This is a genomic window from Flavilitoribacter nigricans DSM 23189 = NBRC 102662, assembly GCF_002646595.1.
GTDB classification, from domain to species: domain Bacteria; phylum Bacteroidota; class Bacteroidia; order Chitinophagales; family Saprospiraceae; genus Flavilitoribacter; species Flavilitoribacter nigricans.
The window spans coordinates 62,908-89,049 of sequence record NZ_PDUD01000029.1 but is presented as its reverse complement, the minus strand read 5'-3'; the positions used below and the strand labels follow the sequence as shown (position 1 = coordinate 89,049).

The following is a 26,142-nucleotide window of genomic DNA, read 5'->3' as shown; positions in this document are numbered from 1 at the left end:
CGCTATCGGTTGCCTGTCGTGCCGCTCGAGATTCTGTTGTAAGCTGGAACGGGTGGCCCGGCAGGCGATCAAAAGATCACCTCTGTCGCCCCGTAACCATATTGATAGTGATACTCATTTTTGAATTCTACCACCTCCGGTAGACGTCGAAGACGGGTAGCGATCGCATTTTTCAGTTTTCCCGTGCCGACACCGTGGATGACGAATACCCGGGGTACTCCCAGCCGAATGGCCTGTTCGATATATTCGTCAAAATGACTCAACTGGACGCGAAGGATCTCGTTGGGTTTGATCTTTTTGGGATTGGCCACAAGTTTTTCGATGTGGAGATCGATCTCGGTCTCGAATTCGGCCAGCGCCTGCACCTCGTGAAAGGGATTGTACTCATCCGGCTCCTGCTTCTCTACCGGGCGCACCTTGCGGCGGGTATAGGACTTGATGTCTTCTTCTCTGGTTCCCGACTGGCCCTGATCGGTTCCTTTGGCGGGAAACAGCAGGTAGAGATGGACTTTGCGATTGAGCAGGGGAGCGGTAAGCTGTTTATTGAAAAAGCTCTTCGGCTTGATCTTCAGGATCTTGTGCTGTTTGGAATCCGAACCCATGGTCGTGATCCGCGAACAGTCCACATCGATCACGGGGCCGTCATTCAGTTCATCGAATAAGAGCGTACCGATCGACTGGAAAGAGTAGGCCGGCAATTTACCATTCTTGGTCAGGCCTTCCCGGTCCCGGAACGAAAGGACGAAGGCAAAATGCCAGTCGCTGCGGGTATCGTTGATCAGTACCATATCGTATTCCCGCGGGCTGCCGTCGGAATTGTAGATCGGATCGAAAGCCAGTTGGATACCTTTACTTTTTAAAATGTTGTACTGGATCATCGGCGCTTCCCGCGGAGGAGGTGCCGCCGGTTGCTTTTCCTTTTTGCCGGGAACCACCCTGGCTTTCAGGGCGGTGTGGCGCAGGTCATCTTCGATGCGTTCCAGGTCTTCAATGAAAGCGGGGATCACCATGTCGTCCTCCAAAAGGTAGACATTGACCATTTGATCATCCAGTTGCTCAGTGACTTCTCCGATGTCGCCACTGTGCTTGAGCCGCACTTTGGTACCAATGGCAAATAACACGTTCTTGGCTTTGGCGTGAAAATAAGGTTTTTTGTTTTCTGAAATGAAAATCCCGGCGGCGAAATGCAAATGGCTTTGCTGCTTTCAAGCTGTAATTTACAATTCCGGGAACAAAACCCGGCTATCCTGATGAAATCGCTATTTTTGCCGCGATGAACTGGAAATGGAAATTGGCACAAGCTGCCGAGATCCGCTGGTGGCGGTCCTACCTGTCCGGGAAAACACCGGAGGACTATTTACGGGACAAAAAGGCCTACTGGCGGCGGGTGATGCGGGAAGCGGAGATCGTTCTGCCGCCCGGGGCCGGCGTACTGGATGCCGGTTGCGGTCCGGCGGGCATTTTCACCGTACTCGACGGGCAAGAGGTCGATGCGGTTGATCCCTTGTTGGAGCGATACGCGGAGGAGTTACCCCATTTTAATCCGGCGGATTATCCCCGGGTGGATTTTATAACGGAAAGTCTGGAAAACTACCGGGCTGCTGCTCCCTACGACTACATCTTTTGCCTCAACGCCATCAACCACGTCGCGGATATCGACCGGGCCATGGATCGTCTGGTAGAGAGCATGTCAGCGGACGGTACGCTCTGGATATCGATCGATGCCCACCGGCATCCCGGCCTGCAGTGGATCTTCCGGAAAATCCCGGCGGATATTCTGCATCCCCACCAGTACACGCTGGCCGGCTACGAAGAGCTGCTTACCGCGCGGGGTTTGCAGGTATTCGGGCGGTACAAATTGAAACCGGGCCGCATCTTCGATTACTACCTGTTGGGCGCCCATTTTCGGTGATTCCTCGTTTTTGCGTAGAAATACCGTCAAAATACGTCCAGCTACTTGTTAAAATGGCGATAGAATCAGAATTTTAGGGGTACAAAGGATTTGCCTAATAAAACCATTTAGATAATGAATAAACTTCACTCACTGTTCGTACTCGCCCTGATGATGGGAACCTCTACGGTTTTTGGCCAGATGCAGATGACCAATACTGCATTGCAGCAGGCCAAGATCGACGTCGTTTACCTGGCTTCCGATTATCTGGAAGGCCGTGAAACGGGAACTGCGGGAGAAAAACTCGCCGCCGAATACATCGTTCACCGCTTTTCCGGTATCGGTTTGAGCCCCAAGGGGGATAATGGTGGTTGGTACCAGTCTTTTGACTTCGACTTTAAAACCAATCCGCACGCTGCCTCCGGCGAAGCCCGTACGGGAAACAATGTGGTGGCCTTTCTGGATAACGGTGCGGCCAATACCATCGTGATCGGCGCTCATTACGACCATTTGGGGCAGGGCAATTTCAGTTCCCTGCACGCCGGCGAGCGGGCCATTCACAACGGCGCGGATGACAACGCCAGCGGTATAGCCGCCATGCTGCGTCTGGCCACCGAACTGAAAGAAGGAAAAGCATCCGGTAATAACTACCTTTTCATCGCTTTTTCCGGCGAAGAACTCGGACTGTTCGGTTCTAAATACTTCGTCAACAATCCGACCATCAATCTGGGAACGGTCAACTACATGATCAATATGGATATGGTTGGCCGGCTCAATGAGGAAAAGGTTCTGGCCGTTTACGGCGTCGGTACGTCTCCGGCCTTCCGTTCCGTACTGGAAAATATTCGCATCGGCGGCATTAAGATCACCACTTCGGATTCGGGCGTAGGCCCTTCCGATCATACCTCATTTTACCTGAAGGATCTGCCGGTACTGCATTTCTTTACCGGACAGCACCGGGAATACCACAAGCCGGCCGATGATTCGGGCCTGATCAACTACAACGGCCTGATGGAAGTGACCGATTACATCATGGCCCTGCTCGAGCAACTGGATGATGATGCCAAACTGGCGTTTTCCAAAACCAAGGATGAAAGTGAAGACGATCAGAAGGTTTCCAAATTCAAAGTGACGCTCGGCGTTATGCCGGATTACGTGCACAGCGGTACCGGTATGCGGATCGATGCCGTACTGGATGATAAACCCGCCCAGAAAGCAGGGATCCAGGACGGAGATGTAGTGATCCGGATCGGCGATATGGAAGTGAAAGATATTTACGGTTATATGGAAGGCCTGAGCCATTATAAATCCGGCGATAAGGCTAAAGTGAAAGTGAAAAGAGGCGATAAAGAACTTGAATTTGATGTCGTGTTCTAAGGAAATCCCTCCATTTGGACTATTGATCAGTAAGAGGATCGAACAAATTGCAACTGGAAATTATTCCAGATATAGACCTATGGTTCAGTTGCTTAGAGACCTTTTTCGGTCAAAGTCCAAGACACGGTCCTAAAGAGCACTTAACTCCCTTACACCCCCGCCATGAAAATTAAAACCTTGTTGCGGCCGGATCGAATGATCTGGCCGCTCAATTCCGGCCGTTTTCCCCAGTGGCTGGAACCCCGGCGGCCGGTACCCCTCCTGGTAGTTGGTGCCGTGCTGGTCGTGCTGTACGGGTTTTGGAAATTTACCCCCCGCTACAGCCCCGAACTCTTTTCTCTATTTTCCCGATCCGGTAAGATCATCTACGTGAAGTCCGGTAGTCCCGCCGGAGGCACCGGAAAGTCCTGGGATAAAGCTTTTGATGATTTGCAGCCCGCCCTGAGATCAGCCAAAAAGGGTGATCAGATCTGGGTGGCCACCGGTACCTACAAACCTACTTACGACGGCAACCGGGATCTCTCTTTCGTTCTGGTGGAAGCGGTAAGCCTGTTCGGTGGTTTCCTGGGATCGGAAACCCGGAAGGAAGAACGCGATCCGGAAAAACACCGTACCGTACTGAGCGGAGAGATCGGTACCGCCGACAGCCTGGATGATTCCCATACGGTCGTACTGGCCGAAAGACTTAGTGCCCTGACGGTTGTAGACGGTTTTGTGATCCGTGGCGGCCGGGCGGATGGCGTCGCTCCCGGGGTGACCAAAAGTACCTGCGGTGGCGCCTGGTTCAACCATAATGCCTCTCCCACGATCCGAAATTGCCGCTTCGAAGCGAATAATGCACGGCTCGGTGGCGCCATGTATAATTTTGCCGGAAAAAACGGGACCGCCAGTCCCCGGATCTCCAACTGCCGGTTTGCTGACAATCAGGCCGATCTGGACGGAGGCTGCCTCTACAACAATGGCGATGAGGGCATTTGCCGTCCGCAACTAGAGCATTGCATTTTCGAAAACAACATTGCCACTTACGGTGCCGGCATTATGAACCGGGCCCGCTACGGACTTACCATGGTGCAGGTACTGGCCTGTGAGTTTTACAAGAACAAAGCCCTGGTCAAAGGAAGCGTGATCTACAATCACCGGGATAAGACCGGCGTCTGTAATGCCAAAGTGGAGGATTGCATATTCAAGGGCAATTACACGACTGTAGGTCGGGAGATCGACGGCAATTTTCAACGAGATCCCGCCGATCCCAGAAACCGCTAAGAGCGGATCAGGCCGTAGGTTCGATCACCATGATCCGAAAAGCGCTTTTCGGGCATTCGCAGACCGGACATTCGTAGGAATCCGGCACCTGCTCAAAAGGAGTGCCCGGTGCAACATCCGCTGCTTCGTCCCCGTAGCGACTGTCGTAAATGGTCAGACAATCCGGGCACTGGAAAGCATTGATCCTGACCTGATTGCGGGATGGGTCCGGACTGGCCGGTGCGGTCGTGCTGGCCCGGTGTTCTCCCAACTGACTGAAATACAGCCGGCTGAGTTCCATGAGTAGCCCCGGCAGTTCTATCTTGTCCACATCCTGCGCGTAGTTCTGGTATTCCAGTTTATTGGGATCGAAATCCTCGCAGTAAAGGACATTATAGGTCGGACGGATCTCAAATTCCCGAACCACTTTCGGCGGTGGGTTCTTCTCGATCACGATGGAAGTGAAGTAAGGCCCGTAGCCGCTGGTGATCCCAAAAGTAAGACCGTAAGTACTGATGTCATTCTGGTCAAAGTTGCGCACCAGATAGCGTTTCAGTTCGAGGGCTTCTTCGTTGGCAACGGGCAAATGCCAGTTCAGTTCCAGCGAGGAATGCCGTACGTTGATCCCGAAATTACCCAGCAATTTTTCCCAGAGCAGCTTCTGTTCCCCGGGGATCCCCTTGATGATCAGGGATTTCCAAGGCGTCAGGCAGATCTTCCCGATCCGGCATTCCAGACAAAGGTCACTGATGGCTTTCAGGAAGTTGAGATCGTAGCAATTGTTGCGCCAGTACAATCCCAGCCAGTACTGACCGAGTCCCATTTTGTTCATGCCTTCGTAGTAGGGGAAGGGCGTAAACGGGATCTGTAGCGGTTTACTGATCGTCCGGTTATTCAGTTCCAGTTTTTCGTTGGCGATGAAGAACATCTCTTCCAGATCATCGATATCTTCCCAGTAATCCTCGATCAGCCGGGCCAGTTTGGAAATGTCCCAGGAGTGCACCCATACCGGGTACCGTTGCAGTTTATCACTACCGGGCAGACGCAGGTAGAGATACCAGTAATCCTCCTGTTCGGAGGCGATAAAATTGAGTTGTCCGGTAAAAAGTGGCACCAGTCGCTGCCGCGGATCGGTAATATTGATCTCTATTTTCGGATGGTAGCGGAACTGTTCCAGGATATAGAGATAAGTAGCACCGTTCAGCCAGGGCGTACCCGGCAGAATGTCGGCGCTGACGTAAGAACTGACAATATTCTGGTATTTCCGGTTGGATACGTATTCGATATTAAAATTCGGTAACTGATCATTAATCTCCTTGACCGACAGCTTGGATGGGATCAGAATATCCTGCCGGGATCCCAGCAGAATGGAGGAAAGTTTCATGGCCTCCGCCGCTTCTACGATCTGTTTGAGCTCACTCGGTGAACAGATGCCACCTTTTACCATTACTCTGAGCAGGTCCTTTTTCATTTCAATTTATCTTTGAGCAAGGGTTGTATGGATCGCTCCGGATTCGTGCTTGCGGGTGGCTTGCAGAATAGTTTTTACTTCGGGTTTGCAACTTCCGCAACCCAGGCCCGCTCCGGTATTTTTACAAAGGTCATTAAAGTCCGTACAGCCGCCGCGGATCGCTTCCTGCAGGTTGCCTACGCCGACATTGTTGCAGGAACAGACCAGCCTGCCCTTCACCGGCGGGGCCTCGTTGCCCCCGCGCAGCAGTTCGTTGCGTTTTTCCGAGAGTTCGATCTTATCCTCGATCAGACCTTTGAATTCGGCAAATTCCGATTTGTCGCCCAGCAACAACGCGCCGATCAGGCGATCCTGGTAGACGATACATTTTTTGTAATAGCGCCGGCTGACGTCCATCATGATCACTTCTTCGTAGGCCGGATCGTTGGCCGGAACACTGATGCGGCCGATACTACAGAGCGAGAGGTCCTCAAATTTGAGAATATTCATCGGTACGGATCCCCGGTAGGTGCTGCTGCCGTCCCCGGCGATGAAGCGGGCCAGAATGTCCGCCTGTTGTTCGGCGGCGGCCGTGATACCGTACAATTCCTGTTTAAATTCGGCGATCTCACCAATAGCAAAAATGTCCGGATCGCTGGATTGCAGATAATCGTTGACGATAATGCCGCGGGCGATATCCAGACCAATAGCCTTGCCCAGTTCGATATTCGGTCGGGTACCGATAGCGTACACCACGGCGTGACACTGGATGGATTTGCCACTTTTCAGCGAAACGTGCAGGCTATTGGCCTCCTCTTCCTGGAATATCGTGCTTACCTCATTGTCAAAATAGATATTGATATCCCTTTCCATCACATCTTCGGCCAGGAGTTTACTCGCTATGGGATCGAGTTGGCGTTCCATCAGGCGGGACCCCCGCTGTACGATGGTGATCTGGATGGCGGTTTTGCGCAGGGCAGCCGCCAGTTCCAGTCCCAGCAGGCCGCCACCGATGATCAGAACGTGTTGTTCCGGGGTCGGAAGCCCGGTAGCTCCCAGGAACTGTTTAAGCTTATCCGCATCCCGGCGGCAACGCATGGTGAATACGCCTTCCAGGTGGGTCGGCACCTCGCGGGGTACGAAAGCCCGGCTACCGGTGGCCATGATAAGCAGGTCGTAGTCGTGTTCCCAGCCCTCGCTGTCCAGAATGGTTTTTTCCTTTCGGTTGATGGAAGTGATACTGACCCCGGCGTGCATTTGCACCCGTAGGTTTTCCAGCTCCCGGGTCTTGATCTTTACGAGTTGATCCCAGGTCAGTTCTTCACTGACGTATTCGGGGAGCAATACCCGGTTGTAGAACGGATAGGGTTCCTTGGAGAACACCTGGATCTCGTCCTCGGTATTTTTTTCGCGGTAGGTCTGGATGAAGCGGTAGGCGGCCGCGCCGGCCCCGATCACGCATATTTTCTGCCGGGGTTTGCGATAGCGCTCTACCTGTACGGCGCTGTATTTGAAATCCGGCTGTTTGGACACCGGATCGATCAGGCCCTGGGTCAGGTTGTTGGCGCGGGCGAAATCCCGGTTGAGGATCTTCCCCCAGTGCATGGGCAAAAAGACCACCCCGCTTTTGATATCGGTACTGATCTTGACTTTCACCCGTACCTGTCCCCGGCCATTGCGAACTACCGCCAGATCACCGTTCTTCAGGTCGCGCTCCATGGCGTCGAAGTAGTTGATCTCCAGGTAAGGTTCCGGGATGTGACTGTTTAAACGGTTCACTTTTCCGGTGCGGGTCATGGTGTGCCACTGATCCCGGATCCGGCCCGTCATCAATACGAGCGGGTGTTGCTTATCCGTCGGTTCGGAGCGGTTTTCGGTATAGACCGGCGTATTGAACTGCGCCTTGCCGCTAATGGTGTAGAACTGTTTATCGACGAACAGGCGCGGCGTGCCGGGATGGTTATCAAAGGGCACGGGCCACTGGAAAGTACCTTCCTCCTGCAGCCGCTTGTGGCTCAGTCCGGATATGTCGATATTGGTATTTTTGGTCAACCGGCAGTGTTCGTCGTACACTTCACTGGCATCCTGATAATCGAATCCGCGAAAACCCATTTTCTGGGCAAACCGCCAGAGGATCTCCGCGTCCGGGAGTGCTTCGCCCGGTGGATCTACCACTTTGGAGAGATAGCTGATCCGCCGGTCCGAATTCGTCATAGTTCCGTCCTTTTCCAGCCAGCCGGCCGCCGGTAGCAGCAGGTCCGCGTAGGCCGCGGTATCCGAACGCCGGGAAATATCCTGCACGATCACGAAGCGGGCTTTTTCCAGCGCTTTTTCGATACGTCGGGAATTCGGCAGGCTGGTTAGCGGATTGGTACAGATGATCCATACGGCTTTCATTTTCCCGCTTTCCAGGGCTTCAAACATTTTAGTGGCGGTAAGTCCCGGTTTATCCGGTAGGGTATCCACCCCCCAGAAATCGGCAACTTCCCGGCGGTGTTCCGGATTGGACTGGATCCGATGGGCGGCCAGCAGACTGGCCATGCCACCCACTTCCCGTCCGCCCATGGCATTGGGTTGTCCGGTAAGTGAGAATGGACCTGAACCGGGTTTGCCGATCTGGCCGGTGAGCAGGGAAAGGTTGAGCAGTGCGAAATTTTTATCTGTCCCGATCACACTTTGGTTCAGGCCCATGGCCCACATACTGATAAAACCTTCGGCATTACCAATGTACTGGGCAGCTAGTTTGATGTCATTTACTTCAATCCCACAGATCTTTGCGGCTTTTTTCAGCGAAGTGCCGGCCAGCAGCATGCGGTAGTTCTTCAGGCCTTCCGTGTGTTTGGCGATAAAATCCACGTCTACCTGGCCCGTTTCCAGGAGGCGACGGGCGATGGCGTTGTACAATACTACATCGGTGCCGGGAAGGATCTGCAGGTGCAGGTCGGCGATACTGCAGGTTTGGGTCTTGCGGGGGTCTACGACAACGATCTTTACATTGGGATTTTCTTCCTTGTGTTTTTCCAGTCGGCGAAAAAGGATAGGATGGCACCAGGCGGGATTGGCGCCGGCGATGAGAAAACAATCCGCCAGCTCAATGTCTTCGTAACTGATCGGTACGGCATCTTCGCCCAGGGTTTTGGTGTAGGCGGCTACGGCCGAACTCATACAGAGCCGGGAATTGGTGTCGATATTATTGGTGCCGAGGAAGCCCTTGGCCAGTTTGTTGACGAGATAATACTCTTCGGTCAGACATTGTCCGGAGACGTAGAACCCAACAGAATCCGGACCGTATTTCCGGATCATGGACTGGAAGACAGCCGCTGCCCGGGTTAGTGCAGCATCCCAGCTGACGCGTTGCCGGGGATGTTGGCGGGCGCCGCGCATTTCGGGGAACAGCAGCCGGTCGGACTTATCCTGAACGACGTAGTGCAGATTCCTGCCTTTCGAGCACAACATTCCCCGGTTGACGGGGTGGTCCTTATCCCCCTCCAACTGCAGTCTGCCCTTGTGGTCTTTTTTGACCACCACGCCGCAACCGACCCCGCAATAAGAACAAGTTGACTTAAAAGTTTGGTATCGCATAACTAAAAATAACCTTTTTGGTCAACACCTTGAAGCCGGAAAATTGGGTGAATGCTCCAGGGAGTAAGGCCTTGAAATTTCTTGTACTTAGCAGTTAAAGCACGGAAATTAAATTTTTGAGAAACTCCGGACGGCTTAATAAAAGCACCATTTTTGAATATGTTAAATTTTGGTGCTTCTCATTCTTAATGCTCCAGAAAATCGATCAGGTGCTTCCGGTAGTGGTAGTAATCCGGATGGTCCAGGAGGGCTTTCCGGTTGCGCGGACGCTCGAAACCGATCTTCAGAATGTCGCCGATCTGCGCTTTGGGGCCGGAGGTCATCATGATCACCCGATCGGCCAGGAAGATCGCTTCGTCCACATCGTGGGTGATCTGGATGGCGGTGATCTTCTCGCGGTTCCACACTTCCAGCAGCACGTCCTGCAATTCGGAACGGGTTAGTGAATCCAGCATACCGAAGGGTTCGTCCAGGAGCAGTACCTTGGGTTTGAGGGCAAAAGCCCGGGCGATCCCCACCCGTTGCTGCATCCCCTGAGACAACTCCGTCGCCTTTTTGTGGAAAGCGCTTTCCAGGCCGACTTTGCTGAGATAATATTTGCAGATATCGAGCTGCTGATTTTTGGTAGCCTGGGGGAACACCTGTTTGACACCAATCAGCACATTCTCCAGGGCGGTCATCCAGGGTAACAGACTCGGCGACTGGAAGATCACTCCCCGGTCGGGCCCCGGGCCGGTTATGGGCAATTCGTTGAGCAGGATCTGGCCGCCGGAGATATTGTTCAGGCCGGCGATCATGGTCAGCAGGGTCGTTTTACCGCAACCGGAATGGCCGATAATGGATACGAATTCCTCTTTCTTGATCTGCAGGTTCAGATTTTCCAGAACAGTATAGCCGCCCGTGGGCGTGGGATAGATCTTGGTCAGATCTTTGATGTTGAGCATAACGTCGCGCAGAGAGGTCGGTTGTACGGCGGTTGCTCCCGGCTCAACGGTGGTATGGATGCTGGTGGTCATGGATCTTGTTTTTTGTATGATGGCCGTTGCGGTTGCCCGCTGCCGGCCGCTTGAATGAAAACTACCCCGCTTTCATGAAGGGGAAACTCCGGGTACCGGGCATGATGGGCTGCAGATCCGGTAACTCGTAAGTCTTACTCTGTTGCAGTTTGGAGGCATCGCCCAGGTCCATCAGGTAACTCATCACCTCATTCCGCACTTTTTTAAATTCCGGATGATCGTTGAGTTGGGTCTTATCCCGGGGGCGCTCCACATCGATGATGAATTCCGGTCCGAGCGTGGCATTGGGACCCGGTCGTAAAGGAATAATGCGGTCGGCCATCAAAATGCCTTCGTCGACATCGTTGGTGATGAGCAGGGCCGTTCGTTGGTTGGCGCTCCAGATCTTCAGGATCTCCGTTTGCAGGTTGCCGCGGGTAAGCGCATCGAGTGCACCCAGCGGTTCATCCATCAACAGCAGTTCCGGGTCCATGGATAGTGCCCGCGCTACGGCTACCCGCTGGCGCATACCGCCGGACAGCTCCGCCGGCCGTTTGTTCAGGGCCGGGCTCAGGTTAACCATTTCTACAAACTTGCGGATATGCTGGTCCCTCTCCTCTTTGCTCCAGTTGGGGTATACTTCGTCTACGGCCAGGGCCACGTTCTGGTAGACCGTCAGCCAGGGCAGGAGGGAATAGTTCTGGAAGATCACTCCGCGTTCGTGTCCGGGACCCTTGATGGGCGCTCCCTTGAAGAGTACCTCTCCCTCGTCGGGTTGCAACAGGCCCGTGAGCAGATTGATCAGGGTGGTTTTCCCGCTGCCGGTAAAGCCGACAATGGCCAGAAATTCTCCTTCGCGGATACTGAGATTGATATCCTGGAGGACTTCGGTGCGGTTGGCACCACTTCCGTACCCTTTATGGACCCCTTTGAATTCAGCTATAATATTGGTCATGATCAAATGGGTTTTAAGCAATTCTTGCTTTGTCAAAGGAAACGGAGTGTTGTACAAATACCATGATACGATCCAGCAGGAAACCAATCACCCCGATGACGAACATGGCAACGATGATCTTCGCATTGGAATCGTTGGCACCGTTCTGGAACTCTTCCCAGACGAAGGAACCCAGACCGGGGCTTTGTGCCAATAGTTCGATCGCGATCAGTACCATCCAGGCAACGGATACGGTGATCCGTAAGCCGGTGAAGATCAGAGGGATAGATGAAGGGATGATGACTTTAAAGATCTTCTTACCTACATTCAGCTGCAGTACTTTGGCCACATTGATGTAGTCTTTCTGAACTGAAGAAACGCCAACGCTGGTATTGACCAGGGTGGCCCACATGGCACAAAGACCGACGCTGATGAAGGAAATAATGAAGGATTTATCCATTTCGGGATCGCGAATGACGGTTTTGACGATCATAAAGACCAGCAACAGCCAGACTACCGGGGAAACCGGTTTGAAGATCTGAATAAGCCAGTTGAAAGCCATACGCAGGTTCTGGTTCAGACCGGTAATGATACCGATCGGGATGGCGATGAACATGGACAGCAGAAATCCGGCCAGAACGGTTTTGATACTCGTCAAGATCTGATCCAGGAAAGAAGGCCGGCCGGTGTAGGTAATGGGGGAGAGCCCCTGAGCTTTCCGGTCGGCGTTGGTAGCCGCTACTTTTTGCCGGAACTCGGCCTTTTTGGAGCTGATCTCCCGGTGGTCTTTCAATAGATTTTCCGCAGCAATGAATACCTGGTAGGGGGAAGGCAGGGTATTGGGTTGGCAGCTCACTTCCCCGGAGCTAATGCAGTCGATCATTTCCCGGGCGGCTACTTCTCCCTGTTCGTTCAGTACCTTTTGTACCTTTTCGGTAGCTTCAATATCGTACAGTTTAGCGGCACCCAGGTGCCAGGCTAACAAGAACACCAGGATGGAAGCCAGGGAAACCAGCGATTTTTTCAGCAACAATTTTCCGTCGATCCGGGGAACGTATGACTTCCACCAGGGATCCTTGTCAGATACCGTTGCTGCAGGTTTCACTTCTTTTTTCGGTGAGGTACCGTTTTTATGGATCGGCTGCTTGATGGCAACCATGCTGTTGTCTTTCATGATTTTATTTTTTTACCCGATCTGCCGGTGGCTGTTCTCGGGATAATTCCGCTTCGGTTACAACCGGAAAATTTAAGCCGGCAGTCAACTGCTTTCTGAAGACTGCCGACCCAGTAACATACATTAAGCTTTATTATTGAACTTCATCTTTATTCCCAATGGAGAAACTGTTGATGTAACCGACCGGATCGCGACCATCGTAGGTCGTACCGTCGATGAAATCCGCAGTAGCCGCTTTATATCCATCCGTAGTCGGGATATCTTCCGTAGACAGGTGCCCCTCTTCCACCAGCAGATTGGCCGCTTTTTCCCAGATATCCGGACGGTAGATGTTTTTGATCGTTTCGTGGTACCAGTCGGCCGGTTTGGAATCCGGGATCTGTCCCCATCTTCTCATCTGCGTCAGGAACCAGATACCGTCCGAATAGAAAGGATAGGTAGCGTGGTAGCGGAAGAATACGTTGAAATCCGGCATTTCCCGCTTGTCGCCTTTTTCGAATTCAAAAGTACCGGTCATGGAGTTGGCGATCACGATGGAATCGGCGCCAACGTAGGCTGACTGGGACAGGATACCCACGGCTTTGGCGCGGTTGTCGGCCTCATCCAGCCATTTTCCGGCGCGGATCAGCGCCTTGGTTACCGCCAGGGCGGTGTTCGGGTATTGCTCCACGAAGGATTTCGTCATCACGAATACTTTCTCCGGGTTGTTTTTCCAAATATCGTAGTTGGTCGTTACCGGTACGCCGATGCCTTTGAAAACAGCCTGCTGATTCCAGGGCTCACCCACACAGTAGCCGTAAATGGTACCCGCTTCCAGGGTAGCCGGCATTTGCGGCGGCGGCGTAACGGACAGCAATACATCCGCATCTACCTGCCCCTGAATGTTATCCTTGGTATAATAGCCGGGATTGATACCCGCTGCGGCCAGCCAGTAGCGGATCTCGTAGTTGTGCGTAGACACCGGGAATACCATCCCCATCTTAAAGGGGCGGCCGTCTTTTTTGAAAGACGCCACTACTGGTTTCAGGGCATCGGCCTTGATCGGGTGCACGGGTTTGCCGGAACCATCCTGGGGGACGTTTGGCTTCATTTTTTCCCAGACTTCGTTGGATACGGTGATACCGTTCCCGTTGAGGTCCATGGAAAAAGGTGTAACGAGCTCTGCCTGGCGACCAAAACCGGCACCGGCGGCGATAGGCTGGCCGGCCAGCATGTGGGAGCCATCCAGTTGGCCGTCGATCACGCGGTCCAGCACGTTTTTCCAGTTGGACTGGGCTTCGATGGTGACGTAAAGACCCTCATCTTCGAAGAAACCGAGTTCTTTAGCGATGGCGAGGGGAGCCATATCGGTCAGTTTGATGAAACCAAAGGTCAGTTGCGGCTTTTCGATCGCCAGGGTCGTACCTTTCACCTGGTCGGTGTCCGCCAGTTCCTGGTCTACCACGTTCTTGTAGTTGCTTCCGCCGCAGGCTACCAGTATAGCGGCTAATACCAGGCTCGAAATGATAGAATAGCTCTTCATTTTTTTGAATTTATAAGCGTGTAAGGATTGGATGGATTATTTCGATTTGAACAAGGTCGGTTTGAAGGTCATCATCACCCAAAACCAGTTCTGGGTATTATCGGGATTCCCACCTTTGATCTGCTGCATGCTTTCCGTGGCGAAAAGCTGAGAGTACCCCACTTTCAGGTTGGTGGTCTCGGACAGGTTGGCGTTGAATACCAGGTCAACTTCCGTACCGAGAGAAGAACTCAGATCTCCGGATCGCGCTTCGGGATCGCTGTAGATGGTCACCGGAGACAGGAAGTGGTGGATGTGCGCCAGCAGGGCCTTGCCTTTGCCTATTCCAAACTTAAACTTCGCGTAGGGATTGATCAGGCCGATCGTTTTGCCCATTTGCGCACTGGCATTACCCACGTAGAAATAATCCATAAAACCGTAGAACTTGTGGTTGGTACCGTATAGTGGATTGAAGGACCGGTTCTTGGTATCGCTCAGGCTGGTGCCGGAGAGATAATCGCCACCCAGCGTCAGACTGGTCTTGCCGGTGATATTGGTCGTGGCCGATGCCCCGAGCAGAAAAGCACTGATCTCGCGGTTGGCGCCATCTTTCCCAAATTGGTAGTACCCTTCCAGTTCCAGTTTGATCTTGGAAACGTTTAAAGTACCGATGAGCCCCAGGGTTTGGGAGAAGCGGGTTTCGGCATTGCCCAGACTGTCCTGTGGGCCCTGCAGGCCATTGTTCAGGAAGAGGGCGGATAATCCGCCTTTGTTGAAATTCTTATGAAAATGGGCGTACTGCATGGTCTTGTAGTTGCCCGTCTGGTTGTAAAAGGTATTCGTCAGTTTGGCAAATTCGGGCGTATTGGCATCCTGGTTGAAAGCCGCCCCGATATCCAGACTGGACGTAGAGTCGCGGTATTCGAATATCAGCGCATCGTGACTGCGCGCCTGCTGGGCCCAGGCCAGATTGCCGAGGAAGCGGGCGTTGTCGTAGTCCAGTTCCATCCGGCCGGCCTTGACGGCAAAGCTATTCGACAGATGATAACGTCCCCAGGCCTGATGAACGGAGGAGAAATTGCTGGAAACGCCCGTGTTGGGTTTGTAGATCTGGCGTTCACTGCCCCAGATACGAACATCCTGCAGGGATACGAGAAACTCCGTTTTACTATCCTGGTAACTGGTTACTAAACGAGTACGTTGTTCGACAAAAAAAGCAGCGTCCTGGCTGTCCGTATCAAATAGTTTTTTAAAGCCATGGCGGTATTCAGACCGTGGACGTACTTCAGCGCTAAGGGTAAATTGGGCTGTAGTTTCCGGAACCAGCAGCACATAGCATGCCAGCCCGAGCAATGCTCGAATGAGTACGGATCGCTTCATGATGGTAGTTAGTTAGAGGTAGTGAACAGGAGGTAAGGCATAGCCGGTGACCGATCGCTGAATAGTGTAAGGGGGACTAATCCCTGCGATAATCGGCGCTATGCTTTACTTGCCTGGATCTACCCGGAAAGCGTAAACTTTCACTGGTAAATGAATTAGTGTTAATTTCTGAGCACAAGATAAGGGGTTATTACTTATAAACAAAGTAATAATACGTAAAAAATACTTAATTTTTTGAAAAAGTACGTATTCTTTACGTAAAGTGCATCGGGTACGCACTTTGGAATGTGGAGTGGCGGGGGATGTGTGGATTTCATAAAGGGGAAGATCGGGACGGAGATCAGGAAACTGGCCCCATTGGGACCGCCGCCGGACTTTGGTGGTGCCGGCCAACGGACAGCAGATCAGATCAAACCCAGGCTTCGTGCTTTTTGGGTAAGCTCCGCCAGGTTTTTTACATCCAGTTTTTTCATGAGTTTGTAGCGGTGCGCTTCGATGGTACGCACACTCTTTTTGAGCTCGTCGGCAATCTCCTTGTTGCTTTTTCCGAGTAAGACCAGATCGAAGATCTGTCTTTCCCGGCGAGTGAGGGAAAGATCGAGCGGAGCGTTGCCCGGCAGGGTAGAAGCGGGACCGCTCTCTGCTGCCGATGCGGAGCCACCACTGCGGTTTTCCATATATTTCCTCACCAAAATGGTAGAAATATCGCCGCTGAAATACTGACCTCCGGAGTGAACGGTATGGATAGCTTTCAGAAATTCATCTCTGGAAGTGTCCTTGAGCAGGTAACCTTTGGCACCGGCTTCGATGGATTGAAGGACATATTCATCGGAATCGTGCATGGAAAGTACCAGCGCCTTGGTGTGTTGACTGTAATGACTAAGCTTGCCGGCAGCTTCTATGCCCGTCATACCCGGCATGCGAATATCGATAATGAGCAGGTCCGGTTGTTTTTCGGCCGACTTTTCGAGCGCTTCCTGACCGTCGTTGGCTTCATCGATCACGATGAGGTCTTCTTCGTCTTCGAGCAGGGATTTGATCCCGTCTCGGACCAGGGCGTGATCATCGGCGAGGATGATCCGGATCTTATCGGATTGTTCTGTTGTTGGCATGCGGGCTATTATTTTGCGTAAAAGTACGTAATTTAGATCAACTCACCATTTTTCATCGGAATATTAATTGTGATCCGGGTGCCTTCTCCCGGCCGGGACCGGATAAACAAGCGCCCATTGATGTAGCGGATCCGTTCCTGCATGAAAGCCAGGCCCATCCCGCTTCCGTCATCGGGTGTTTGTTGTTGGAGGTCCTCCTGATCAAAGCCCTGCCCGTTGTCATCGATCACAATACTCAGCAGTGATGGACTGTGCGTGAGGGTGATGAGGATATAATCGGAGCGGGCATATTTGATGGCATTATTGACGGCCTCCTGGGTAATGCGGTACAGGTTCGTTTCCACGATGGAATTAAAGCGACCGCTAAAATCGGTTCGGTTCTCGAACAGAATGTTCTGTCCGGTCAGCTTACTGAGCTCGGAAGCGAGTTTGCCGAGTCCGGTGGCGATCCCGTAATCGCTCAGTTCCGGTGGCGTCAGATTGAACGTAGCGATGCGTACCCCCTTAATTAGTTTGGTCGTCAGTCCTTTGAGTTCCTCGAGTTTGGTTTTGGCCCGGTCCAGGTTTTTCAGGCTTACCGCTTCCAGGTTAAATTTCAGGGCTGTCAGCATCTGGCCGATGCCGTCGTGCATATCCCGGGCGATGCGTTTGCGTTCTTCCTCCTGGGCCTCGATCACCTGTACGGAACGCAGTTTTTGTTGCTGGATCTCCTGATCGAAGCGCTCTTTGGTCATGCGCTCCAGTTTTTGCTGGGCGATCTTGCGGGAGGTGATATCGGAACAGAGGATCAGCATATCCTGTTTGACGCCACTGCGGTTGACCGGCACGATGGACATATCGAGCCAGATCTTTTCCCCCTCACGATTGGTCAGCCTTACTTCGGCGGTGCGGATACCGGAGCGTGCGGCGGAGATCAGTTCCTGAATGTATTGCTGTTCGCCTTCCTGGGTACTCATCAGTTCGGGCAGCGTACCGCGGAGCTGGTTTTCACTCAGTCCCAGTAATTTGCGAAACTTATCGCTCATGTAGACGATCTGTCCGCTCGTTTTTGCGCTGGCGAACAGGGCCGTCTGATCCATCGCAAAATTGAGGGCGCGCAGTTCCTGCATGGATTGCTCCCGGGTTTTGTACAATTCCTCGATCTCGGAAGTCATATCCCGGGCTTCCTGCTCCGCTCCGATCAGCTGGCGAATGTTATTGCGCACATAAATGGCCGCCGGCCGGAAAAAGAACAAGATCTCAAGCAGCAGGATCAGCAGGGCGACCGCCAGCAAAATAAGTTCGGTGCGTTTGAGGGTCTGTAATTTGGTACGGGCTTCGGCATCGTATTGGAAAACAATGGAATCCATACCCTGGAGGAACTTTGCTTCGTTGGCCAGCACGGTATCGCGCAGCGATCCTAGCCAGTCAGTGGAGATTCTCCCGGTCTGTTGAATACTGTCGAGGATCTGTTCGGTACTCCGGACTATTGCTTCGTGGTGAGGATTAATGATCCCAAACATCTGTTGAATACGATCACTATTACCAGCGGGAAGTTCGAGGGAATCACTGCCGTGCTGCAGCCCCCGGTGGGAGGCGGTCCAGAGCTCCAGCGTCTTTTCCAGTTCCCGGGTCAGGGAGTCCTGGTTTACCGGTCCGCCGTAAAGTAATAAAAGCTCTTTACTGATCTTCTGGCTCAGCATTCTTTGCCGGCCGGCTACGTTGATGACGCGGGAGTCGCTGAGTTGATTATTGAGGTGTCCCTGTACCAGGAACTGACTGAAAATGATGGAAAGCGCAATGGCACTCAGAGCCAGAATGTACAGGCGGCTGAGCTTGTTGAAAGTGGTAATATCTAAAGGAGAACGGCCATTCCCATTGCGCATTCCGAAAAATTTTGTGGCACTAATTTACTCCGCAAAACCTACATACACAAACCCGTCCTGGATCTTTACGGGATAAGTGGCAATCGGCGGCAGGTCCGCATTCAGGTTTTCTCCGGTTTCGAGGGAGAAGGTTCGCTTGTGCAACGGACAGGCGACTTTCGGAATATCGCCTTCCGCACCGGTCAGTCCCCGGGCCAGTACCATCTCCATTTTGTGGGGACAGAGGTTTTGGCAGGCGTACCACTTATTTTTGCGGGCAAAGTTGAATACGGCAATTTGCTTATCGCGGTATTTAATGCAGGCTCCGGCGTTTTTGGGAAAAGCCTCTACCGCCGCCGCTTTGAACCAGACCTTAACCTGCGCTTCGGTCACCTGCTTATATTGTTCCAGAATAGCTTCCATCGTATTAATTTTTTTGCATTTAACCGGACCGGGAAGGCTTAGTGCCTGCATTCGGCAGACCGTTTCCCGGTTCGGAAATTAACAGATATTTCAGTTGGGGCTCCAACCGGAGCGGGGGCCTTCAGTCCTTGAATTATAGCGTTTAGAAAATGGCGAATTCAATGGTATCAACTATCCGTCAGGGCAAGACGTACGGATGAAGAATGCACCAATCACTCCCGGCCACTTGCTATTGTATTTCCCATTGACATTGCCATTGAAAAAACGCACGCCAATTACTTAGAACTGAACAGCTACCCCTACCAGGGTCGGGGCATTTTTTGGTCACGCATACCTACGAAGGCCATATTGTCGTCTTCGTTGTCCGAATTAACAAAGTGCGCGAACCGGCGCTTCAACTCCGGATTATCCACCACTTCTTTCCATTCGCAGCTATAGGTATCGATCAGGCCATTCATTTGTTCTTCCAGTTCCCCGGCGATGCCCAGGCGATCTTCCACCACGATCTGCCGGAGGTAATCGATGCCCCCTTCCAGTTTCTCCAGCCAGGCGGCCGTACGGGTGAGCGGAGCGGCCGTTTTGATGTAATATATCAGGAAGCGGTCGATATAGCGGATACAATCCTCGCGATTAATGCTTTCGGCCAGCAACTGTGCGTGTACGGGCTTGGCCCCGCCGTTGCCGCAGACGTACAGATTCCATCCGTTTTCGGTAGCGATCACGCCGAAATCCTTACAGCGGGCTTCGGCGCATTCCCGGATACAACCGGATACGCCGCCCTTGATCTTGTGCGGAGCCCGAATGCCTTTGTAACGGTTTTCCAAATCGATCGCAAAGCTGACACTCTCATCCATACCGAAGCGGCACCAGGTGGAACCTACGCAACTTTTCACGGTACGCAGGGCCTTGCCGTAGGCGTGACCACTTTCGAAACCGGCGGCGATCAGCTCGGCCCAGATCTCGGGAAGCTCGTGCAGTTTGGCTCCGAAGAGGTCGATGCGCTGCCCGCCGGTGATCTTGGAATAGAGATCGTATTTTTTGGCCACCTGACCGATCACGATCAATTTGTCGGGGGTGATCTCTCCACCCGGGATCCTCGGTACCACGGAATAGGAACCGTTGCGCTGTATATTGGCCAGGAAGCGGTCGTTGGTATCCTGAATCGCTTCCTGCACGGTTGCCGTTTCGTTATAAACACTGGCAAAAACGGACGCCAGAGCCGGCTTGCAGGTCTCACAACCGTGCCCGTGTCCGATCTCATCCAGCGCCGTATCGTAATCCTTGATCTCCTTCACCAAGATGAGGTCGAATAGTTCCTGGCGACTGTAGGGGAAGTGCTCGCAGATCGTTTGTTTGACGGTTTTACCCATCGATTTCAAAGTCGCGTCCAGCAAATCGGCCACCATCGGTTTACAACCGCCGCAACCGCTGGTCGCTTTGGTACATTTGGTGATGGATTTGACACTTTCACAGTTCTGGTCCACAATTGCGGAACAGATGTCTCCCTTCGTTACGGATTCACAGGCGCAGATCTGGGCGCTGTCCGGCAGGTCGAGTACACTGCCGAAAGCCTGGCTGTCTCCACCCCGGCTACCCAGGATGAGGTCTTCCGGATTGGGCGGAAGTGTCATGCCGTTCTGCGCGATCTGCAATAACATATTGTAATCACCGGCATCGCCCACCAGGATCCCGCCCAGCAGTTTACTGCCGTCTTCCGAAATGTTGATGCGCTTGTAGATACCGGCGTATTTATCTTCGAATACGATACTCCGGGCCGGGGACGGGGCAAAATGCTCACCGAAACTGGCCACCTCAACGCCCATGAGTTTAAGTTTGGTGGACATATCGATCTGATCCACCATATTTTTATCTCCACCCAGGATCTGTTCCGCCGTTACTTCGGCCATATCGTAACCCGGAGCCACCAGGCCGTAGATCTGCTCCTGATACAGGGCCACCTCGCCAATGGCAAAAATATCGCGGTGGGAGGTTCGGCAGGTACCGTCAATCAGAATACCGCCGCGGGGGCCGGTGGTCAGTCCGCTGTTTTTGGCCAACTCGTCGCGGGGCCGGATACCGGCGGAGATCACGAGCATCTCCAGATCCAGCGAGCTGCCGTCGGCAAACTGTAACTCCTGGATCCGGCCATTACCGCCAATGAGGGTAGTCTGTTTGGAGGTGTGTACCTGGATGCCCATCTTTTCGATGGTTTCCCGCAGCAGGTCCGCACCGGCCTCGTCCAGTTGGCGGGGCATCAGGCGTGGCGCAAATTCGATTACGTGGGTTTCCAGTTCCATATCAACGAGAGCCTTAGCGGCTTCCAGGCCGAGTAAACCGCCACCCATCACGGCCGCTTTCGGGCGTTTACCACCGGCGATCTTCTGACCGTAGGCCGTTATCGCTTCCAGATCTTCAATGGTTCGGTAGACGAAAACACCGGATTTATTGACTCCGTCAATGGGCGGTACGAAGGGCCGGGAACCGGTTGCGATCACCAAGGCATCGTAGGCAAAGGACTGCCCGCGATGGGTAATGATCGTTTTTTTATCCGGACGGATCTCCGTTACCAGTTCTCCGGTAAATAGTCTGATACCTTTCTCATGGTACCAGCTCCGGGGAGCGAGGCTCAGTTCTTCAGCGGTTTTTCCGGAGAAATATTCACTGAGGTGGACCCGGTCGTAGGCGGGGCGTATTTCCTCACCGAATACAGTAAGCAGGATACTGCCGGCCGGAGCCTTGGCGATCAGTTTTTCACAAAACTTATAACCTACCATTCCATTACCGATAACGATGACCTTTTTCATTGGCGTATTATTTAGACTAAGTAATCTGCTAGCAAATGTATTTAAAAATAAGTAAAAACACTTAATTTTTTACTTAAAAAATGAAAAAATACTTAATTTTGCTACTGTGGTAGGATTAGGCTATAGACAATACGTACTGTTAAATCAGCTATAAACTATCCGGCAACTGATAGATAGATCAGGTGAATCCACTAATTTTGATTATCCAACCGGATGATCGTTTTCATCGAAATCGGTCATTCCAACAAAAGAAATGCTATGCTTCCATCATCCTCCAACCCGCACATCACTTTGATCGGAGCCGGTCCCGGTGATCCCGATCTGATCAGTGTAAAAGGACTAAAGGCCCTGCGCCGCGCCCAGGTGGTATTTTACGATGCACTGGTACATCCGGATCTGGTCGAAGAGGCGGAGCACGCGCTGAAGGTCTATGTCGGTAAGCGCTGTGGGCGGCATAGCGTTCGGCAGGAAGACATCAACCACCTTCTGGTCAGCTACGCCAGGCAGTACGGTGCGGTGGTACGACTGAAAGGAGGTGATCCATTCGTGTTTGGCCGGGGGCAGGAAGAAATTGATTACGCGCGTGCCAACGGCGTCACGACGGACGTGATCCCCGGTATCAGCAGCGCGATCGCTGCGCCGGGCCTGGCCGGTATTCCCCTGACCCACCGCGGAGTAGCGGAAAGCTTCTGGGTGATCACCGGTACTACCCGGAAACACGAATTGAGCCGGGACCTGGAACTGGCGGCACAATCCTCAGCTACGGTCGTCATCCTGATGGGCACTCGCAAGCTGCCGGCCATTACCGAAGTCTTTCTTCGCTACCGTCCGGCTTCCGAGTCGGTAGCCCTGTTGGAAAAGGGAAGCCTGCCCGATTCCCGGATCATCACCGGGCAACTGCAGGATATCTGTGAAAAAGCCGAAGCCGGTCAGTTCGCCGCGCCGGGCATCATTGTGATCGGTCCGGTGACCGCTCTGGCGCTGGAACCTTTAAAAGCGGACCTCAAGTGATGCGGGGCCGGTGGCCGGGATTCCGGGACGTCTTCTGTTCTTCCACGAAATCACACCATTCCCGGTACTGATCTTTTTTTAGTACCCGGGGAAACTTGTGCTGTCCCCCCAGCTTACCGTGCCTGGCCAGAAATTGGTAGAAGTATGCTACCGGCAACACCTGCACGAAAACTTCCCGAAGTACGGAAGTTCGTTCGGTGGCGTAGTCCGCATTGACCGTCTGCAGACTTGCATCCAGTACCGCCCGGATCTTTTCGGCCCCAATTGGTCGGTCGGAACCGATATACCACTGGTGGGCGTAAAAGTTGCCGTGGTGAACGGCGGCTACGGTGTATTCCGGAATGCTGATATCGAGTTGCTTTTCCACCGTCTGGATGCCCTGGTTCATATTATCGACGGTCAGGTGTTCTCCGCAGATACTGAGATAGTGCTTGGTGCGGCCGGTGATGATGATCTCCGCGTTCTGCTTATCCGTAAACTGTACCGTATCTCCGATCAGATAACGCCAGGCGCCACTGCAACTACTGATCACCAGCGCGTAGTTGACGCCTTCCTTCACCTTGCTGAGCGGTAAGGCCCGGGGCTGCCCGATGAGCTGACCGTCCGGATCGAAATTTTCCTCGGTAAATGGGATGAACTCGTAAAAGATGCCGTGATTGGTCAGCAGCCGCATGGCGGGATGATCCGGGCGGGCCTGGAAAGCAAAGAAACCCTCCGAGGCCAGATAGGTATCGACATAGATCAGCGGTCGCGCGGTCAGCTTGGCAAAACCCTTCCGGTAGGGTTCAAAATGGACCCCGCCGTGAATACACATTTTTAAGTTGGGCCAGATATCATGGATGGTGTCTGCCTGGTGGTAGTCAATGATCTTTTCCATCACCAGTTGCAGCCAGGCGGGAATGCCCACAATGATACCGACATCCCATTGCGGAGCATTTTTGGCGATCTCCTCGATGCGCTCGTTCCAGTTGCGTATCCGCGAGATCTTCGTACCGGGTTTGTAGTAGGGCCGGAGCCAGAGCGGGAGCTTCCCGGCATTGATCCCGCTGAGATCTCCCTGGAAATGGCCATTCTGGATCTCCAGATCGGTACTTCCACCCAGCATCAGCATGCCACGGGTGAAAAGGTCTATCTCCGCTTTAAAGCGGGGCAGGGTGAAAAACAGGCGCATGGCCCCTTTTTTCATCACGCGGATCGCGTCTTCCGAAACGGGGATCTGCTTACTGGGTGCCCCGGAAGTGCCCGAGCTCAAGGCAAAATATTTGATCTTACCCGGCCAGCTTACATTTTCCACGCCGTTCAGCGTCAGGTCCCACCACTTGTTATACATGCTGTCGTAATCAAAAAGCGGGACCTGCCGCTGAAATTCGGCAATGAACTTATCGGAATGAAGAATTTTTTTGAAATGATAATACTGCCCGAAAGAGGTCGGCGCAGCCCGGCGCAACAGCCGGCGGAGTACCCTTTTCTGCTGGGTTTTGGGTTTCAGGTGTTTACGCTGGAATCGATTGGCCAGCAGGGCATTTCTTTTGATCAGATCTCCCAGTTTAGGCATAGGACTACGGTTATTTCAGTGAATATCAAGTCGATGCCACTCTTCGTTTCCCGTGTGCCTGCAATCCGGGAATAAAGTTAAACTTTCGGGAGCATTTGTCAATGGATAATGGGCAGGGACAACTGTTTTATATTGTTATTCTCATCCTGTTCAAAAACGATATGGGTGCCGTCTACCTCCAGTTTGATGGATACGTATTTCGATCCGAAAGTAGGATTGCTCTTGATCTGATTGTCGGGTACTTCAAAGATTACCGAAGTCGCTTCGTTGGGATCGAGTGCCTGAATGGAATAGGTTTTTACCAGTTCTTTCTGGGTGAACAGTTCGTAATCGTATTTCCACTTGTAGGTGACTTTCAGGTAACAGGCCTTGGATTTGCTTTTCCCCTGGTTGACGGTAAAGGCCTTGATGTACCGTTTGCCGCCGGAACCCAAAATGGCCGGAGGGTGGGGGAGCAGGTCCGCCGCAATGGCCTTGATCACCTGCCGGTTGGCAGCGTGCTGCATTAAAGTCGGCTGTTGTTGCACCTGCACACGGGCTGCTTGTCTTTGGGCAAAACCGGTGGAGGTAAGCAGAAAAGCAAAGAGGAAAAATGCGTACTGTTTCATGACGGACACTTTTGGTGAATAAATAGGTTCACCGATAAGTGTCGCGAAGCGGGAAAATGTACCCGGTAATGAGAAATATCTTCCCGGCTAGAACGCTTTCCAGGCCAAAGTTACCGGACTGGGTACTGCAATACGCACGCCGGAGTCCCGCAACAGTCCGGTTTCCTGATCCCGCTCGAAAAGCACGATCTCATCCGTAGCCTCATTGGCGACCAGTAGGAAGGTTCCCCGGGGATCGATCATAAAGTTGCGGGGCGTTTTCCCGAATACTTCCTGGTGGGCTTTAAAGCTCAGCTGATCATCTTCCGGCCCGACTGCAAAAATGGCCAGGCTTTCGTGCCCCCGGTTGGAGACGTAGAGAAAACGACCGTCCGGGCTCAGGTGGATATCGGCCACGGTGTTCTGTTCCCGAAAATCTTCGGGTAGGGTAGAGATCCGCTGGAGGAAACGCGTCTGCTGCCGATCCGCATCAATTTCATAGACACTCACATTGGAAGTGAGTTCTTCAGCTACGTAAAGGAGTCGCCCGTCGGGAGAGAAAGTGAAATGCCGGGGACCCGCTCCGGCTTCCGTGCGGATGGCGGGTAGCGGCGCCGGTGTCACGGTATCCGATCCGACTTCGTAAAAAGTGAGCTGATCCGTACCGAGATCGGCCGCCAGAAAATAGGGCGTGTGGGGCACCGGCTGAATGGAGTGCAAATGAGCAGCTTCCTGCCGGGCGGCATTTGGGCCGTTGCCGTGGTGCTGTACCGTATCGATCAAATGGTCGATCTGCCCGTCCTCACCAACCGATAAGACACTGATGGAACCGCCGGCGTAGTGAGACAGGTAAAGATAACGGCCATCCGCATAGATGTGGCAGGGACTGATACCAAAAGAGGAAAATTCATTGAGCGGGGATAATTGCCCCAAATCGGGATCGATGCCGTATGCGCTGACCGAACCGGAGATGGTGTCCGATCCGATACCCTGCCGGTTGGCAGTGTACAGGAATTTTCCGTCCGGACTGATATCCAGAAAACTCGGGCTATCCGGGCCGGTGACGGTTTGCTGCGGGCTAAAACGGCGGTTTTCCCGGTCAAAAGCATAGACGTACACCCCTTTACTGCCGCGCACGCTGAAGGTGCCGACGTAGAGCCGTTCCTGTTCGGACCTGCTTTCGGTGGTTTCGCTGCAGCCGCCCGCGAGCAAAAGAAATATAAACATCCAATGATAGTTTCTAAGCATAGTATCCGCCTTGTTGGTCATAAAAACCGTTA

19 protein-coding genes are annotated in these 26,142 nt (G+C 52.9%); 4 read left to right on the top strand and 15 right to left on the bottom strand.

What is annotated here, in order from left to right:
• Positions 1-68: 68 nt before the first annotated feature.
• A complete protein-coding gene (locus CRP01_RS24795) occupies positions 69-1,121 on the bottom strand; it encodes a Smr/MutS family protein (protein WP_143473523.1) in 1,053 nt (350 codons plus the stop codon).
• Between the two features lie 170 nt (positions 1,122-1,291).
• On the opposite strand from CRP01_RS24795, the gene CRP01_RS24790 reads away from it, so the two are divergent.
• From CRP01_RS24790 to CRP01_RS24780, 3 genes are all read left to right on the top strand, one after another.
• On the top strand, positions 1,292-1,912 hold the full coding sequence (locus tag CRP01_RS24790; protein ID WP_170110529.1) for a class I SAM-dependent methyltransferase: 621 nt from the start codon (positions 1,292-1,294) through the stop codon (positions 1,910-1,912).
• A gap of 114 nt (positions 1,913-2,026) precedes the next feature.
• On the top strand, positions 2,027-3,268 hold the full coding sequence (locus CRP01_RS24785; RefSeq protein ID WP_233752750.1) for a M20/M25/M40 family metallo-hydrolase: 1,242 nt from the start codon (positions 2,027-2,029) through the stop codon (positions 3,266-3,268).
• A 162-nt stretch (positions 3,269-3,430) separates the two neighbouring features.
• A complete protein-coding gene (locus tag CRP01_RS24780) occupies positions 3,431-4,531 on the top strand; it encodes a right-handed parallel beta-helix repeat-containing protein (RefSeq protein ID WP_143473522.1) in 1,101 nt (366 codons plus the stop codon).
• 7 nt (positions 4,532-4,538) lie between these two features.
• On the opposite strand, the gene CRP01_RS24775 is transcribed toward CRP01_RS24780, so the two are convergent.
• The 11 genes from CRP01_RS24775 to nirB all read right to left on the bottom strand — a co-directional run bounded on the left by CRP01_RS24775 (position 4,539) and on the right by nirB (position 21,709).
• Positions 4,539-5,981 carry a rubredoxin gene (locus CRP01_RS24775; RefSeq protein WP_099152802.1) on the bottom strand — a complete coding sequence of 481 codons (1,443 nt, stop codon included), beginning with the start codon at positions 5,979-5,981 and terminating at the stop codon, positions 4,539-4,541.
• A gap of 6 nt (positions 5,982-5,987) precedes the next feature.
• Positions 5,988-9,542 (bottom strand): nitrate reductase, encoded by a 3,555-nt coding sequence (locus CRP01_RS24770; RefSeq protein WP_099152801.1) that lies wholly within the window; start codon positions 9,540-9,542, stop codon positions 5,988-5,990.
• A gap of 185 nt (positions 9,543-9,727) precedes the next feature.
• On the bottom strand, positions 9,728-10,486 hold the full coding sequence (locus CRP01_RS24765) for an ABC transporter ATP-binding protein (RefSeq protein WP_394337770.1): 759 nt from the start codon (positions 10,484-10,486) through the stop codon (positions 9,728-9,730).
• A gap of 133 nt (positions 10,487-10,619) precedes the next feature.
• On the bottom strand, positions 10,620-11,492 hold the full coding sequence (locus CRP01_RS24760) for an ABC transporter ATP-binding protein (RefSeq protein WP_099152799.1): 873 nt from the start codon (positions 11,490-11,492) through the stop codon (positions 10,620-10,622).
• 13 nt (positions 11,493-11,505) lie between these two features.
• The gene (locus CRP01_RS24755; RefSeq protein WP_222845804.1) at positions 11,506-12,645 is read right to left on the bottom strand and encodes an ABC transporter permease; all 1,140 of its coding nucleotides are present in this window, start codon (positions 12,643-12,645) and stop codon (positions 11,506-11,508) included.
• A 133-nt stretch (positions 12,646-12,778) separates the two neighbouring features.
• Positions 12,779-14,167: a CmpA/NrtA family ABC transporter substrate-binding protein gene (locus CRP01_RS24750; protein WP_099152798.1), complete on the bottom strand. Its 1,389-nt coding sequence runs from the start codon at positions 14,165-14,167 to the stop codon at positions 12,779-12,781.
• A 36-nt stretch (positions 14,168-14,203) separates the two neighbouring features.
• Positions 14,204-15,526, bottom strand: coding sequence for an alginate export family protein (locus CRP01_RS24745; RefSeq protein WP_099152797.1), 1,323 nt, complete (start codon positions 15,524-15,526; stop codon positions 14,204-14,206).
• A 404-nt stretch (positions 15,527-15,930) separates the two neighbouring features.
• On the bottom strand, positions 15,931-16,638 hold the full coding sequence (locus tag CRP01_RS24740) for a response regulator transcription factor (protein WP_099152796.1): 708 nt from the start codon (positions 16,636-16,638) through the stop codon (positions 15,931-15,933).
• Positions 16,639-16,670: 32 nt separating this feature from the next.
• On the bottom strand, positions 16,671-18,503 hold the full coding sequence (locus CRP01_RS24735; RefSeq protein WP_099152795.1) for a sensor histidine kinase: 1,833 nt from the start codon (positions 18,501-18,503) through the stop codon (positions 16,671-16,673).
• A gap of 24 nt (positions 18,504-18,527) precedes the next feature.
• Positions 18,528-18,905, bottom strand: coding sequence for a nitrite reductase small subunit NirD (nirD, locus tag CRP01_RS24730; protein WP_099152894.1), 378 nt, complete (start codon positions 18,903-18,905; stop codon positions 18,528-18,530).
• 299 nt (positions 18,906-19,204) lie between these two features.
• Positions 19,205-21,709 carry a nitrite reductase large subunit NirB gene (nirB, locus tag CRP01_RS24725; protein ID WP_099152794.1) on the bottom strand — a complete coding sequence of 835 codons (2,505 nt, stop codon included), beginning with the start codon at positions 21,707-21,709 and terminating at the stop codon, positions 19,205-19,207.
• Between the two features lie 258 nt (positions 21,710-21,967).
• On the opposite strand from nirB, the gene cobA reads away from it, so the two are divergent.
• Positions 21,968-22,720: a uroporphyrinogen-III C-methyltransferase gene (gene cobA / locus CRP01_RS24720; RefSeq protein WP_099152893.1), complete on the top strand. Its 753-nt coding sequence runs from the start codon at positions 21,968-21,970 to the stop codon at positions 22,718-22,720.
• Here the strand turns inward: cobA and CRP01_RS24715 are convergent.
• The 3 genes from CRP01_RS24715 to CRP01_RS24705 all read right to left on the bottom strand — a co-directional run bounded on the left by CRP01_RS24715 (position 22,713) and on the right by CRP01_RS24705 (position 26,089).
• Positions 22,713-24,275 (bottom strand): GH3 family domain-containing protein, encoded by a 1,563-nt coding sequence (locus CRP01_RS24715; protein WP_099152793.1) that lies wholly within the window; start codon positions 24,273-24,275, stop codon positions 22,713-22,715. The two genes, cobA and CRP01_RS24715, sit on opposite strands and share 8 nt — an antisense overlap.
• Before the next feature lie 98 nt (positions 24,276-24,373).
• A complete protein-coding gene (locus CRP01_RS24710) occupies positions 24,374-24,883 on the bottom strand; it encodes a CARDB domain-containing protein (RefSeq protein WP_099152792.1) in 510 nt (169 codons plus the stop codon).
• A gap of 87 nt (positions 24,884-24,970) precedes the next feature.
• Positions 24,971-26,089: a lactonase family protein gene (locus CRP01_RS24705; RefSeq protein WP_170110528.1), complete on the bottom strand. Its 1,119-nt coding sequence runs from the start codon at positions 26,087-26,089 to the stop codon at positions 24,971-24,973.
• Positions 26,090-26,142: the final 53 nt, after the last annotated feature.